The organism is Thermodesulfomicrobium thermophilum DSM 16697 (assembly GCF_059568695.1).
Genome location: NZ_JCANTW010000016.1, coordinates 129,423 through 142,918, shown reverse-complemented (window position 1 = coordinate 142,918; position 13,496 = coordinate 129,423). Strand labels below are relative to the sequence as shown.

10 protein-coding genes are annotated in these 13,496 nt (G+C 62.7%); 6 read left to right on the top strand and 4 right to left on the bottom strand.

Going from position 1 to position 13,496, the window contains the following annotated elements; all coding sequences use genetic code 11:
- Positions 1 to 4: 4 nt before the first annotated feature.
- The 4 genes from BR00_RS09945 to BR00_RS09930 form a co-directional block, all read right to left on the bottom strand.
- Positions 5 to 1,306, bottom strand: a complete 1,302-nt coding sequence (locus BR00_RS09945) for a pyridoxal phosphate-dependent aminotransferase (RefSeq protein ID WP_496477442.1) — start codon at positions 1,304 to 1,306, stop codon at positions 5 to 7.
- A gap of 109 nt (positions 1,307 to 1,415) precedes the next feature.
- Entirely contained in the window at positions 1,416 to 2,807 is a 1,392-nt protein-coding gene (locus BR00_RS09940) for a sigma-54-dependent transcriptional regulator (protein WP_496477441.1), read from the bottom strand.
- Positions 2,798 to 6,127, bottom strand: coding sequence for a hybrid sensor histidine kinase/response regulator (locus BR00_RS09935; protein WP_496477440.1), 3,330 nt, complete (start codon positions 6,125 to 6,127; stop codon positions 2,798 to 2,800). Before BR00_RS09935 ends, BR00_RS09940 begins: the two co-directional genes overlap by 10 nt.
- Before the next feature lie 10 nt (positions 6,128 to 6,137).
- The gene (locus BR00_RS09930; protein ID WP_496477439.1) at positions 6,138 to 7,028 is read right to left on the bottom strand and encodes an NAD(P)-dependent oxidoreductase; all 891 of its coding nucleotides are present in this window, start codon (positions 7,026 to 7,028) and stop codon (positions 6,138 to 6,140) included.
- 110 nt (positions 7,029 to 7,138) lie between these two features.
- On the opposite strand from BR00_RS09930, the gene BR00_RS09925 reads away from it, so the two are divergent.
- The 6 genes from BR00_RS09925 to fcl all read left to right on the top strand — a co-directional run bounded on the left by BR00_RS09925 (position 7,139) and on the right by fcl (position 13,426).
- Complete coding sequence (locus BR00_RS09925) at positions 7,139 to 7,441, top strand: YgiT-type zinc finger protein (protein WP_496477438.1); 303 nt, start codon at positions 7,139 to 7,141, stop codon at positions 7,439 to 7,441.
- 130 nt (positions 7,442 to 7,571) lie between these two features.
- Complete coding sequence (locus tag BR00_RS09920) at positions 7,572 to 9,116, top strand: alkaline phosphatase (RefSeq protein ID WP_496477437.1); 1,545 nt, start codon at positions 7,572 to 7,574, stop codon at positions 9,114 to 9,116.
- A 55-nt stretch (positions 9,117 to 9,171) separates the two neighbouring features.
- Complete coding sequence (locus BR00_RS09915; RefSeq protein WP_496477436.1) at positions 9,172 to 10,317, top strand: YibE/F family protein; 1,146 nt, start codon at positions 9,172 to 9,174, stop codon at positions 10,315 to 10,317.
- Positions 10,318 to 10,425: 108 nt separating this feature from the next.
- A complete protein-coding gene (locus tag BR00_RS09910; RefSeq protein WP_496477435.1) occupies positions 10,426 to 11,286 on the top strand; it encodes an HDOD domain-containing protein in 861 nt (286 codons plus the stop codon).
- A gap of 54 nt (positions 11,287 to 11,340) precedes the next feature.
- Entirely contained in the window at positions 11,341 to 12,468 is a 1,128-nt protein-coding gene (gmd, locus tag BR00_RS09905) for a GDP-mannose 4,6-dehydratase (protein WP_496477434.1), read from the top strand.
- A complete protein-coding gene (gene fcl, locus BR00_RS09900) occupies positions 12,461 to 13,426 on the top strand; it encodes a GDP-L-fucose synthase (protein ID WP_496477433.1) in 966 nt (321 codons plus the stop codon). Before gmd ends, fcl begins: the two co-directional genes overlap by 8 nt.
- Positions 13,427 to 13,496: the final 70 nt, after the last annotated feature.

The following is a 13,496-nucleotide window of genomic DNA, read 5'->3' as shown; positions in this document are numbered from 1 at the left end:
CGTATCAGGCCGAAGCCACATACTGCACGATGGCGTCCGCGATGGTCCGCCACGTCCAGCGCCGCTTGGCGTCGTCACTCTCCAGCAAGGTCACGCGAAAGCCCTTACGGTTACAGCAGAATCCGGTGAGGGGCACTACGCAAATGCCGGTGGCGCCCAAAAGATAATAGACGAAGCGCTTGTCCGCAGGCACTCCCTGCACAATACGCTCCACGTATTTGCGCACCTCTGCATTGGCAATGGGAAGGGTTTGGCGATCATTGAGCACACCGTCGTCAAACAGCACGGACATGTAGAACGCCCCTTGCGGCTTGATGACCCGTACTCCAGAGACACCTTGAAACGCTTCCCAAGCCTCCTGCGCCCGTGCTGCAAACATCTGGCGGCGGGCTTCCAAGTGGGCGGGATAGCGCGGATCCCCCATGATCTTGGGGATGGAGAGCTGCGGCAGCGTGGTGGAACACACTTCCAGCATCTTCGCATTGAGCAGGCTGCGGATATAGGCCTTGAATTCCGGATTCTTGTCCTTGTTATAGACCTCGATCCAGCCGCAACGCGCCCCAGGCCAGGGGTATTCCTTGGAGATCCCCCGCAAGGCCATGCCCGGCACCTCGCCAATGGCCTGGGAAAGGGCACAGGTCTCCTGACCGGGGTAGACGATGTTGGCGTAGATCTCATCGGCGATCACAAAGATGTCATAGCGCCGGGCGATATCCACGATGCGTTCGATGATGGAACACGGATATACCGCGCCTGTAGGATTATCGGGATTGATAAACAGGATGCCGGCAATGGAGTCGTTGTAGCGGACCTTGTTTTCCAAATCTTGGAGGTCCGGCATCCAGCCGTTGTCCGGGTCGAGCTCGTAGGTGAGGTGGTCGTAACCGGAATGGGCGGCCTCGGCCGAGGAATGGGTGGAATAGGCCGGCGACGGGCCGATGACCCGCGCCTCGCGGCGCAAGAAGCCGAAAATCTTGGCCACGGCGTCGCCCAAGCCATTGAACAGGATGATATCGTCGGCCGTGACCTGGTAGCTGCCGCGCTCGTTGGCCAGTTGGGCGAGAAATTCCCGCGTCTCCAGCACGCCCTGGGTGGCGCAGTAGCCGTAAGAGCGGTCTTCCAAGGCCAGATCCGCGATAGTGGATTTCATCCAATCCGGCAGTCGCTCGCCCTTTTCAATGGGGTCGCCGATGTTTTCCCAGGTAATGGGGACCCCCATGGCCCGCAGTTCCTGGGCCACGGCCACGATGGCCCGAATTTCATACGTCAGCTGCCCCCAGCCCACGTGTTCGATGGTTCGTCGCATGATGGCATCCTCAAAATTCGCATCCTCCGAGCGGGACGTCCCGCTCGGGATGGGGGTTTGTAGGCAAGAGGGGCGCGGTTGTAAACGGCAAACGCCGCGGCGGTGCTGTTTAGGCGGGGGGCAGGTCCAACCCGTGCTTCTTCAACACCGCATAGAGGTGGGAGCGCGACAGCCCGGAGACGGCCTGGAGGCGGCCGATGTCCCGCCCATGGGCCTCAAGCAGGCGCACCAAATAATCGCGCTCGGCGCGGCGCTTCCACTCCTTGAGGGAAGGCAAGCCCTCCGCCCACCCTGACGTCGGGGCCTCCTCCACGGCCGCACGCTCCTGGATGCGGGAGCGGGTCACGCGGATACGCACCGCTGCCGGCAGATGACGGGCGTACACCACGGACTCGCCCCCGGCCATCACAAAGGCCTGCTCCACGGTATTGAAGAGTTCGCGCACGTTGCCGGGCCAATCGTAGCGCAGCAGCATGTCCACGAAGCTCGCGTCCATGGTCTTGAGGGGGACATTGCGTTGCCGACACAAACGCTCCAAATGGTACTGGGCGAGGATGATGACGTCCTCGCCGCGGTGGCGCAGCGGCGGCAAGCTCACATGCACGGTATTGATGCGGTAGAAGAGATCCTGGCGGAACTGTCCCCGCGCCACCATGGTCTCCAGATTGCGGTTGGTGGCGCAGATGAGACGAAAATCGCTGCGCATCTCCTGGGTCGAACCCACCGGCCGGAAGGTGCGCTCCTGGAGCACCCGCAAGAAGACCTTCTGGGCCGACAGGGGAAGTTCGCCGATCTCATCCAGAAACAGCGTGCCCTTGTCCGCCAATTGCACCAGGCCCACCCGGTCCCGCTCCGCGCCGGTAAAGGCGCCCTTGGCGTGCCCAAAGAGGATGCTTTCGAGAAGCGTTTCCGTAAGCGCGGCGCAGTCCACCACCACGAATTGGCCGCTGGCGCGCAGGCTGTTGCGGTGGATGATGCGGGCAAGGAGCTCCTTGCCGGTGCCGGTCTCGCCGGTGATGAGTACCGTGGCATCGGTGCGGCTGGCCTGGGCAACGCAGGCGCAGCTTTCCCGCACCAAGAGGCTTTCGCCCACCAGGCCCGAGAGGTCCAGCTCGGGCGCTGCCTTGGCAAGCTTTTCCTCCCGGTACGCCAGGGCGCGGTTCAGGGAAAGGCGGATCTGCTTGAGCGGCGAGGGTTTGATGAGATAATCCCACACCCCGCTCTGGATGGCCAGCTCCGCGCCGTCCGGGTCGCCCTGACCCGTAAGGATGATGACTTCCGGCGGCTGCGACGCGGCGCGCACATACGCAAGCATGTCCAAACCATTGCCGTCGGGCAGGCACACATCGAGAAACACCACGTCCACCGGGTGGCCTTGCAACGCCTCCCGTCCCTCGGCCAAGGTGGCGGCATGCAGACACGTGTGCCCCATGCGCCGCGCCAGACTGCCGAGGGTCTCGCGCACCTGAATGTCATCGTCGACGATCAACACTACGGCCATGATCTCTCTCGCTCCACAGCCCGCCGGATGGCTCCGGCCAATTGTTCACGGTTGTACGGTTTGGGAAGCACGGTTTCCACGTGCGCAAAGGCCGGGTGTTTTTCTTGAATGCGCCCGGAAATCAAGATGACCGGAAGCCGCAATCCTGCCTCGAAAAGTGAGCGCGCCAGCTCCACCCCCGTCATCTGCGGCATGTCGAAGTCCGTCACCACCACCTGGGCGGAAAGCCCCTGACGCAAGGCGGCAAGGGCGCTCGCCCCGTCGGCAAAGGCATGGACGGTGTAGCCCAATTGCTGGAGCATGCGCGGGATGACGTGGAGCTGGTCTTCGTCGTCCTCCACAAAGACCACGGTCTCCGAGCCCTGGATTTTCTGAGACGGCCGCGCACTCTCCAACAGACACACATCCCCCAGGGAAGGCAAGAATACCGCAAACTCCGTGGCCACATACGGGGTACTCTGCACCTGGATGGCCCCGCGGTGATTGCGCACGATCCCGTGCACCACGGCAAGCCCCAGGCCCGTCCCCTCACCCTTGCCCTTGGTGGTGAAGAAGGGATCGAAGATCTTGTCCACGATCTCCGGCGCAAGCCCCGGACCATCGTCACGCACCCAGAGCACCACATAGGACCCCTCGTCCACTCCCAGCGGGACCGCGGCCGCGGCGTCGAGAAAGCAACGCCGCACGCCCACGGCGATATGCCCTGTCCGGCTGCCGATGGCCTGGTAGGCATTGGTCAGAAGATTCATAACCACCTGGTGCACTCCGGTGGGGTCGGCCAAACACAAGGGGACGTCCTCTTCAAGATGCGATTCCACCGTGATGGTACGCGGCACCGACGCCCGCACCAAAGCCACGCATTCCGCCACCACCTCGCGCACGTCCGTGGGCTCAAACCCCTCCTTGGACGGCCGACTGAAGGCCAAAAGCTGCTTGACCAGCCGGCTGCCCCGCTGCGCGGCGCGTAGGCTCCGCTCCAGATCTTGGGAAACCAAGGAACCGGCAGGCACGTCTTCCAGGGCAAGCTCGGTGGAGTTCATGATGGAGGTAAGAATATTATTGAAATCATGGGCAATACCACCGGCGAGCGTGCCGATGGCCTCCATTTTTTGGGATTGCATGAGCTGGCGCTCCAGCCGGGCCACGGCGGTGACGTCTTCCGCCGTACTGAGCACTCCCACGGTCTGGCCCCGGACATCGTGCAGCGGCACCTTGCTCACCAAAAGGACCACTTCCTCGCCGGCGGCGTTTCGAGTCTGCCGCCGTACCCCGTAGAGCGGCTGACCCGATTCCATGACCTGGCGGTCGAGTTCGTCCACCACTTCCACCCACGAAGGATCCGTAGCCACCTCCCGGTACGTGCGCCCCACGAGTTCGCCCACCTCGGAAAGCCCCATGAATTGGAGAAACCGGCGGTTGGCGCCCAAAAAGCGCAGCGACCGGTCCTTCCAGTCCACCAATTGGGGAATGGTATTGAGCACCAGTTGGAGCATCTCCTCCGAGGCGGCCAAGGCCCGCTCTGCGGCCTTCTTGGCCGTGACGTCCTCGAGGAAGCCTTCGAAGTGGGAAATGGAGCCATCCTCGCGGCGCACGGACCGGGCGTTGAGGTTGGCGATGATGACTTCGCCATGACGGTGGCGGAACTGGATCTCCGCCTCCACCAAGCCGTGGGAGCGCTGGTAGAGTTCCACGATGCGACGGCGGTCTTCCTCGGCCAAATAGAGGGAGGCGATGTTGGGATGATCGAGCATGAGATCTGCCGCCGACGCGTAGCCGAGCATGCGCGCCAAGGCAGGGTTGGCGTCCAGCCAGCGGCCGTCAGGGGTGGTGCGGAAGATGCCCAGGGCCGAGTTCTCGAAGATGCCGCGGTACTTTTCCTCCGCCAGACGCAGGTCGTTTTCCGCGCGTTTGCGCTCGGTGATGTCGTGAATCGCGCCCACAATCCCCAGGTTCGCCGTGGCCGCCGTGGCCTTGTGGAGCACCACCGAATGCGGGGAACCGTCATGGTAAGGGAGCTCGGTTTCGTACGGCGCAAAGCGCGGCTCCGTCAGTTGCTCACGCACGTCCGGCCGCAAGTCCTCGAGATTTGCCGCATCCACCCCGAACCAGGTCTCAAAGGCCGGATTCACCGCCTGAATGGCGCCCTGGGCGTCGGTGATGTAGATGGGAAGCGGCAGGGCCCGCATGAGCGTACCAAGAAAGGCCACCTGCTCACGCAGCCGCCGCTCCGCCTGGCGGCGCTCCAGGATGTTCACCACCAACAGCACCAGAATGAAGAGGAGGGTCACCAAGGAGACGATGATGGTCCAAAATTGGCGGCGATCAATGGAGTAGAATGTCGGCGGCTCGTTGATGAGCTCGCTTTCCGCAGGCAAGCGGTCCGTGCCGATGGCCAGCTCTTGAAGGATGCGGTAGTCGAAGCGGTAGCGGTCCGTGGTACTGGAAACGACCGGGATGCGCGCCGGGCTCTCGCCATCCAAGATCCGCAGGACCATCTGAGCGGCCTGGGCCCCATGGGCAAAGCCATCCAAAAGCTTTCCGCCCACAAGGCCGTAGCCCAGGAGAAAATTCCAGGCGCTGAAAAAGGGAGCCCGTGTCTGCTGCCACACGATGCGCAAAAGGTCCTGGGCAGAATATACCGAATTTCCAATGACTTTGTAAAATGGGATAAAAAAGAACACGCTGTCTGCGGCGCGCAGGCGGATGCGCGCCAGCAGGTCCTCCAGGGTGTATTCCGCCCAGAATTCCACCTCCATGGGAATGGCGTTGCGGGTAAAACCCGCGCGGACCTGGTTGGCAATGGCCACGCCGGTGACACTTTGGTCCCCAATGACCACCAAGCGGTGCCGATCGGGAAAAAGCTCCCGCATGAGGCGCAGATTGGCCTCCATGTCGAATTCTTCGAGCACGCCCGTGGTGCGCTCCCGATGCAGGACCTCCCGGGGGGCGACATCGTTCACCCCGCAAAAGACCACTGGTGTGCCGGGAAAGAGTTCATCGCCGTAGCGCTGGACAAAATCGTAGGCCGCATTGTCGGAAGCGAGGATCACATCAAACGTGATCCCCGCGAACTTGGAGCGGTAATATTGGTACAGCTCTTCCAGATGCCGGGCATCGGCAAAGCGTTTGGTATCCATGAACTCCATCTGGATATAGACATCCTTGCGCGCTGCCAGAAGCGTCTGCCGGGCGCCGTCCATGATGGTGTCCGACCACGTGTATCCACTGTGGTAAGAATTGAGAAACAGGATATTGCGGATATCACTGGCGCGTGCCGGAACACTGCAAACAAGCAGCACCACGATCCATATCCAGCGCATGGGCGTCCTCTTATTTGCCGCCGTCTTCCCGGCGGCCGCTCATGGCGCACAGCACCTTGTACAGCGACTGGGTCCCCAAATGGGCATATCCTTGCGCCATGGCGGCCTGATAGAGCTGTTCCACCAGGGCAAGACCCGGGACGAAAAGCCCCATGCGTCGACATTCCTCCAGGGCAATGCCCATGTCCTTGACAAAATGCTTGACGAAAAACCCGGGATCGAAGTCCCCCCGGGCGATGCGCGGCCCGAGGTTGTTCACGGACCAGCAGCCCGCGGCGCCACTGCCGATGACGGCAATGACATCTTCCATGGAAAGCCCGGCGGATACGGCGTAGAGGAGCGACTCCACCATGCCGATCATGGTCCCGGCGATGAGCATCTGGTTGCACACCTTGGTGTGCTGCCCCGCCCCTGCCGGCCCCATGTGGCGGATGGTGGAACCCATGCAGGACAAGATAGGCCGCACCCGCTCCAGGGCCTGGGCCTCGCCGCCCACCATGATGGAGAGCGTGGCGTTGCGCGCCCCCACATCGCCCCCGGACACCGGGGCGTCCAGGGCGTCGATGCCACGGACGGCTGCCGCGGCCGCGATCTCCTGCGCCAAGGACGGACTTGATGTCGTCATGTCCACCAGCACAGATCCCGGTGCGGCATTGGCCACAATGCCCCCATCTTCCAGGTAAATGGCGCGCACATCGTGGGGGTAGCCCACGATACTCACCACCACCTCGCTCTTTTGGGCCACCTCAGCCGGAGAGGCGCACCAATGCGCGCCCGCGGCCACCAAGCCGTCAGCCGACGCCTTGGTGCGGGTATACACGTACACCTCGTGTCCCGCCCGGAGCACATGGCCGCACATGGAACGCCCCATGACACCGGCGCCAATCCAACCAACGCGCATAATACCTCCAAATATATTGAATTTTATTGTTTCCCACAAGCGGAGCGCTTGCCAAGGCCTACTGCCGGCATTACACAACCATTTCCCATTTTCGCCCAGGAGGAAACGCCATGCAATGCGTCAAATGCGGCCAGGAAATGCACGAAGCCTTGGTCAACCATCAGATGGAATGCCGCAACCAGCTTTTCTGCTTCGAGGAAGTCCCGGCCCTGCAGTGCGAAGCCTGCGGCCACGTCTTCCTGTCGGAAGAGACCATAGAGGTCCTCATCTCCCGTGTCCACCAATTGGCCGCCAAGGCGACCATCTCCTACCATCGCCTGCGCTGGCCCAAGGCCGCCGGCGGAGACCAGCAGCACCCCGAGGTGGTGGCCCAGCTCATGGAAACCATCAACAAGAGCGTGCGCAAATCCTAGCGCGCCCCTGAACCCGGCCCAAGGCCGGGTTTTTTGTTGCACGAACGTCTCCAAACCGCCACCCCGGCGCCACAAGCCTGCCCTTAAGGGGGGGCGGCGTTGTTGCCACCATTTCTTCCAGGAGGTTTCCATGCGTTCTTCCCTCTGGTCCCAGGCAGCCGCCCGCCTCTTCTGCGCCCTGCTGCTCCAGGTGCTGGTGTGCACCGCAGCCATGGCGGGCCAGGCCAAGTATGTGTTCCTTTTCATCGGCGATGGCATGAGCGCCTCGCAAATCAACGTCACCGAGGCCTATAAGGCACTGCTCGCTGGGAAAACCGCGCAACCCGGCATCGAGCAGCTCAACTTCACCCAGTTCCCCGCACAGGGACTGACCACCACCTACTCCAGCGAAAGCCTCATCACCGACTCCGCGGCTGCGGCCACGGCCATGGCCTGTGGCGTGAAAACCTACAACGCCGGCCTCGGGGTGGACCCGGAGGGCAAGCCTGTGCGCACCTTCGCCGAGATGGCCAAGGCGGCCGGCTTCAAGGTGGGCATCGTCTCCACCGTCTCTCTGGACCACGCGACTCCAGCCGCCTTCTACGCCCATCAGCCAAGCCGCAAGAACTATTACGAAATCGGCCTGGAACTCGCCCAAAGCGGCTTCGACTACTTTGCCGGCGGCGGCCTGCTGGACCCCGAAGGCAAGAAGGCCAAGGGCGACGGCCCCAAAGCAAACGTCTTCGATGCCATCGCCAAGGCGGGATACGCCATCGTGCGCGACCGTCAGGGATTTGCAGCCCTCACACCCGGTACCAAGGCGGTGGTGATCGCACCGCGCCTGCAGGACGAGGCGGCCATGCCCTACAGCATCGACACGAAGCCCGAAGATCTCACCCTGGCGGATCTCACCGCCAAGGGGATCGCAATGCTCGACAATCCCAAGGGCTTTTTCCTGATGGTGGAAAGCGGCAAGGTGGACTGGGCCTGCCATGCCAACGACGCCGCCAGCGCCATCCACGACATGCTCGCCTTCGAAAAGGCCGTGGACAAGGCCCTGGAATTCGCCGCCAAACACCCCAAGGAAACTCTCATCGTGGTCACCGGCGACCACGAGACCGGCGGCATGTCCATTGGCTTTGCGGGCACCAAGTACGCCACCTATCTCAAGAACCTCACCCAACAGAAGGTCTCGTACGTGGCCTTCGACGAAATTTTCGACGCCTGGCGCAAGGCGCATCCCCAAGGGAGCTTCGAGGAAGCAGCGGAGCTCATCACCGCCCACTTCGGCCTCAAAGTGCCCACGGCCGCAGAGATGGCGGACATAACCAAGGCGGCCTCGGACAAGGAATACGCCAAGCAGGTCAAAGGCAAGTACGACCTCTACCTCAAGGACTACGAACTCGCCGACCTCAAGGCCGCCTTTGCCCGCAGCATGCAGAACCAGAAGGCAGAGACCGGCACCCGCGACTATCTGCTCTACGGCAGCTATGAGCCCTTCACCGTGACCCTCACCCATATCCTCAACGCCAAGGCCGGCATCGGCTGGACCTCGTATTCGCACACCGGGGTACCGGTCATCACCGCTGCCACGGGCGTCGGCGCCGAGGCTTTTGCCGGCTACTACGACAACACCGCCTTCTTCGACAAATTCACCCGCGCCCTTGGCCTCTCCAAGGCCGTGGCCACCCGCTAACACCCCTATGCCGCGGGCCCGGAAACCCGCCCATTCCGGGCCCGCCTTCCACCCCATGCGCTCCACCCGCCGCGACCGCCTGTTCTGTCTGGTCATCGCCCTGGCAACCTTGGTGCTCCACCTCCTGCCCACGGGGTTCGACTCCCGCGGCCCGACCCGAAGCGCCCGCTGCCAAGGCAAGGTCATCGCCACCGACGACAGCCGGGTCCGCACTCTCGGGCCCGTGACCATAGGCATCCAGTCCGTGACCGTGGAGCTTCTGGACGGCCCCTTTGCCGGCCGCACGGTCACCGCGCATAACGAAATCCTCGGCAAGCTGGAGCTCGACAAGCGCTTCCACGTGGGTGACCGCGTCCTGACGGTGCTCACCCTCGATGACCAGGGCGACATCAGTGTGGCCGTGGCCCACGACTTCTACCGCCTGGACGTGGAACTTGCGCTCTTTGGCCTCTTTGCCCTGGCGCTCCTTGCCTTTGCCGGCTGGACCGGGGCCAAGGCGCTCCTTTCCTTCGTATTTTCCGCCTATGCCCTCTGGAAACTCCTGGTGCCGGCACTGCTTTCCGGCTGGGACCCCGTTTTCGTGACCCTCTTGGTCACCACGGTACTCCTGGCGGCCATCATCTTCCTCGTGGCCGGGCTTTCCCGCCGGGGGGCTGTAGCCTTTCTCGGATCGCTTTTGGGGATCCTGGCCACCTGCGCCATGGCGCTCTTTTTTGGCGCCGCCTTCCGGGTGCACGGCAGCGTGCTTCCTTTCTCCGAGACCTTGCTGCACATGGGCTTGGGGCACCTCGACCTCACCCAAATCTTCCTTGCCGCCATCTTTCTGGCCTGTTCCGGCGCGGTCATGGACCTGGCCATGGACGTGGCCACCAGCATGGCCGAGGTGGCTGCCGTCAACCCCTCCCTCACCTTCGGCCAGCTCTTGCGCTCCGGGCTGCGCGTGGGGCAAGCCGTGGTGGGAACCATGACCACCACCCTGCTTCTTGCCTATTCCGGCACGGCCACGGCCCTGCTCATGCTGCTCATGACCCAAGGCATCCCCCTGCCGGTCATCATGAACAGCGCCTACGTGGCGGCCGAGGTCCTGCGCACCGTGGTCGGAAGCTTCGGCATGGTGCTCGTGGCCCCGTGCACCGCCCTGGTGGGGGCCACACTTCTGGCACGGCGCCCGCGATTCCATCCCCCTGCACCGCAGCATTGATTTTTCCCGCAATTGCCGCCAAGACTCTACACGGCAGCGTCGCCAAAGCGTACCATTTCCCCTCTGACACCAGAGGAACGCCTTGTTCATCAGCCTTGGAGCACGGCCATGAGTATCCTCATCCCTGCCGCCCTGGATTTGCACCTGCCGGCCATGCGCCCAACGGCCCTGGAACTCATCCAGGCCCTGGGCCGCGAGGACAGTGAAATTGCGGAGATCGCCGCCATCGTCCGCCTCGACCCGGTGCTCACCGCCCGCGTGCTCGCCTATGCCAACTCCCCGTTCCTCATGCCCCTGCGCCCCATCACCGATGTGCAGGACGCCATCATCCGCATGGGGCGCAAAGAATTCCAAAAGATTTTCTACTTTACGGTGCTGCACGACGCCTTCTCAAGTCCAAACCCCGAGCACGAAACCATCCTCCACCAGCTGTGGGCCCAAAGCCTGGGGACATCCGTGGCGGTGGAACTGCTGCAGATGCACCTTGGCCCATACTTCCGCCTCACCCAAGAGGAATTCGCCGTACTGACGCCGCTGGCGGCGCTCCATACCATCGGCTTTCTCGTCCTGCTGCACAATTTTCCCGACGCCTTCGGCCAGATGCTCACCCCGCCGCCCGCCTCCATGCCCGAACTCATGGAGCGCCAGCAGCAGCTCTTTGGCGGATGGGATCACACCCTGGCTGGGGCAAACCTCCTGCGGGCCTGGTACTTTCCCGAACTCGCCGTGCACTGCACGGAAAACCTCCTCTCCCCACCGCCGGACGCAGACCACGTGCGCATGCTCCTGCGCCTCGGCACCTATATGGCCATCCAGGCAGGCCTGAGCTTCTTTCCCGACGCACCCCCGGACTTCTGGACCACGCCGCTGCCCAAAGGCTTCGACCCCAGCCTCCTCCTGGACCTCATCCCCCAGGTGACTTCCACTGTGGAAGTATACGGAGGGATCTGGGACGAAAACGGCCTGTGACCCTGAACGTGGCTCGCCACTTGCAAAAGGGGCTGCGAACCTAAGGAAGGGATCATGAAACGAGCACTCATCACCGGCATCACCGGCCAAGACGGCGCCTATCTCGCCGAGTTTTTGCTGGAAAAAGGCTACGAGGTCCACGGCATCAAGCGCCGGGCATCCCTCTTCAACACCGACCGCGTGGACCATCTCTACCAGGACCCCCACGCCCCGGATCGCCGCTTCATCCTCCACTACGGCGACCTCACCGACGCCACCAACCTCATCCGCGTCATTCAAGAGGTCCAACCGCACGAAATCTACAACCTCGGCGCCCAGTCGCACGTCCAGGTATCCTTCGAGACCCCGGAATACACGGCCAATGCCGATGCGCTGGGTACCCTCCGACTGCTGGAAGCGCTGCGCATCCTGAATCTCAAGGACCACACCCGCTTCTACCAGGCGTCCACCAGCGAGCTCTTTGGCAAGGTGCGCCAGACCCCGCAAACGGAAACCACCCCGTTCTATCCGCGCAGCCCCTACGGTGTGGCCAAGCTCTACGCCTACTGGATCACCGTCAATTACCGCGAGGCCTATGGCATGTATGCCGTCAACGGCATCCTCTTCAACCACGAGTCCCCCATCCGCGGCGAAACCTTCGTCACCCGCAAAATCACCCGCGCCGCCACCCGCATCGCCTTGGGGCTGCAAGACTGTCTCTATTTGGGGAACCTCGATGCCCGGCGCGACTGGGGACACGCCAAAGACTTCGTGCGCATGCAATGGATGATGCTCCAGCAAGAACAGCCCGACGACTACATCATCGCCACTGGAGAGCAGCACTCGGTGCGGGAGTTCGTAGAACGGGCCTTTGCGGTATTGGGCATGGAGATTCACTGGCAAGGAAGCGGTATCGACGAGCAAGGCACCATCGCCCGCCTGCACCCCATCGATGCCCCATGGCACGGGCTCCGTCCCGCCGTAGGGACTTGTGTGGTGGCCGTGGATCCACGCTATTTCCGGCCCACCGAGGTGGATACCCTGCTCGGCGACCCTTCCAAGGCCAAAGAGCAACTCGGCTGGACCCCGCAAATCTCCTTCGAGGAATTGGTCACCGAGATGGTGCAGGCGGATCTGGAGCTCGCCCTCAAGGACAAACTGTGCATGGATTCAGGTTTTCAGGTGTTATGCCGCCATGAGTAGCCAACGCATCTACGTAGCCGGACATCGGGGGATGGTCGGCGCGGCCATCGTTCGCGAACTTGAGTCCCATGGAGATTGCGAGATCATCACCCGCACCCATGCCGATCTCGATCTTACGGACCAGAGTGCAGTCCGCGCCTTTTTTGCCCACGAGCGCATTGACCAGATCTATCTCGCTGCAGCCAAGGTGGGAGGCATCCTCGCCAATAGTACGTACCCGGCACAGTTCATCTATGAAAATCTGATGATCCAATGCAACGTCATCCATGCCGCCCACATGGCCGACGTGCAACAGCTCCTTTTTTTGGGCTCCTCGTGCATCTACCCGAAGTTCGCCCCCCAACCCATCCCCGAAGAGGCCCTCCTCTCCGGCCCCCTGGAAGCCACCAACGAACCCTACGCCGTGGCCAAGATCGCAGGCATCACGCTCTGCGAAAGCTATAACCGTCAGTACGGCCGGGATTACCGCTGCCTCATGCCCACCAACCTCTACGGGCCAGGAGACAATTTCCATCCCCAAGACGCCCACGTCATCCCCGCCCTCATGCGCCGCTTCCACGAGGCCGCACGCGCCGGAGCCCCCACGGTGACCATCTGGGGAAGCGGGACCCCGCGACGGGAATTTCTCCACGTGGACGACCTGGCCGCCGCCTGCCGCTTTGTCATGGAACTGCCGGCAGCCACCTGGCAGGCCCATATCCCGCCCGGAAAATGCCATCTCAACGTGGGGACCGGCAAAGATTGCCCCATCCAGGAGTTGGCGCAAATGCTGGCCCGCATCACCGGATTTGATGGCCGTCTGATTTTTGACACCTCCAAACCAGACGGCACCCCGCGCAAACTCCTCGATATTTCGCGCATCACCGCCCTAGGCTGGCGCCCCGCCATTGGCTTTGAAGAAGGACTCCAAAAGACCTACGCGTGGTTCGTGGCCCATCAAGGAACGTGGCGGGGGTGAAAAAACGAAGACATGTGGTCGCCTGCAACGCCCAGCGGCTTCGCTGTCCAAACGTTCTTGCGATGGCACT

Excerpts from the sequence above, each read along its gene's own strand:
- BR00_RS09945 (WP_496477442.1), bottom strand. The coding sequence starts at position 1,306 with ATGCGACGAACCATCGAACACGTGGGCTGGGGGCAGCTGACGTATGAA.
- BR00_RS09940 (WP_496477441.1), bottom strand. The coding sequence starts at position 2,807 with ATGGCCGTAGTGTTGATCGTCGACGATGACATTCAGGTGCGCGAGACC.
- BR00_RS09935 (WP_496477440.1), bottom strand. The coding sequence starts at position 6,127 with ATGCGCTGGATATGGATCGTGGTGCTGCTTGTTTGCAGTGTTCCGGCA.
- BR00_RS09930 (WP_496477439.1), bottom strand. The coding sequence starts at position 7,028 with ATGCGCGTTGGTTGGATTGGCGCCGGTGTCATGGGGCGTTCCATGTGC.
- BR00_RS09925 (WP_496477438.1), top strand. The coding sequence starts at position 7,139 with ATGCAATGCGTCAAATGCGGCCAGGAAATGCACGAAGCCTTGGTCAAC.
- BR00_RS09920 (WP_496477437.1), top strand. The coding sequence starts at position 7,572 with ATGCGTTCTTCCCTCTGGTCCCAGGCAGCCGCCCGCCTCTTCTGCGCC.
- BR00_RS09915 (WP_496477436.1), top strand. The coding sequence starts at position 9,172 with ATGCGCTCCACCCGCCGCGACCGCCTGTTCTGTCTGGTCATCGCCCTG.
- BR00_RS09910 (WP_496477435.1), top strand. The coding sequence starts at position 10,426 with ATGAGTATCCTCATCCCTGCCGCCCTGGATTTGCACCTGCCGGCCATG.
- gmd (WP_496477434.1), top strand. The coding sequence starts at position 11,341 with ATGAAACGAGCACTCATCACCGGCATCACCGGCCAAGACGGCGCCTAT.
- fcl (WP_496477433.1), top strand. The coding sequence starts at position 12,461 with ATGAGTAGCCAACGCATCTACGTAGCCGGACATCGGGGGATGGTCGGC.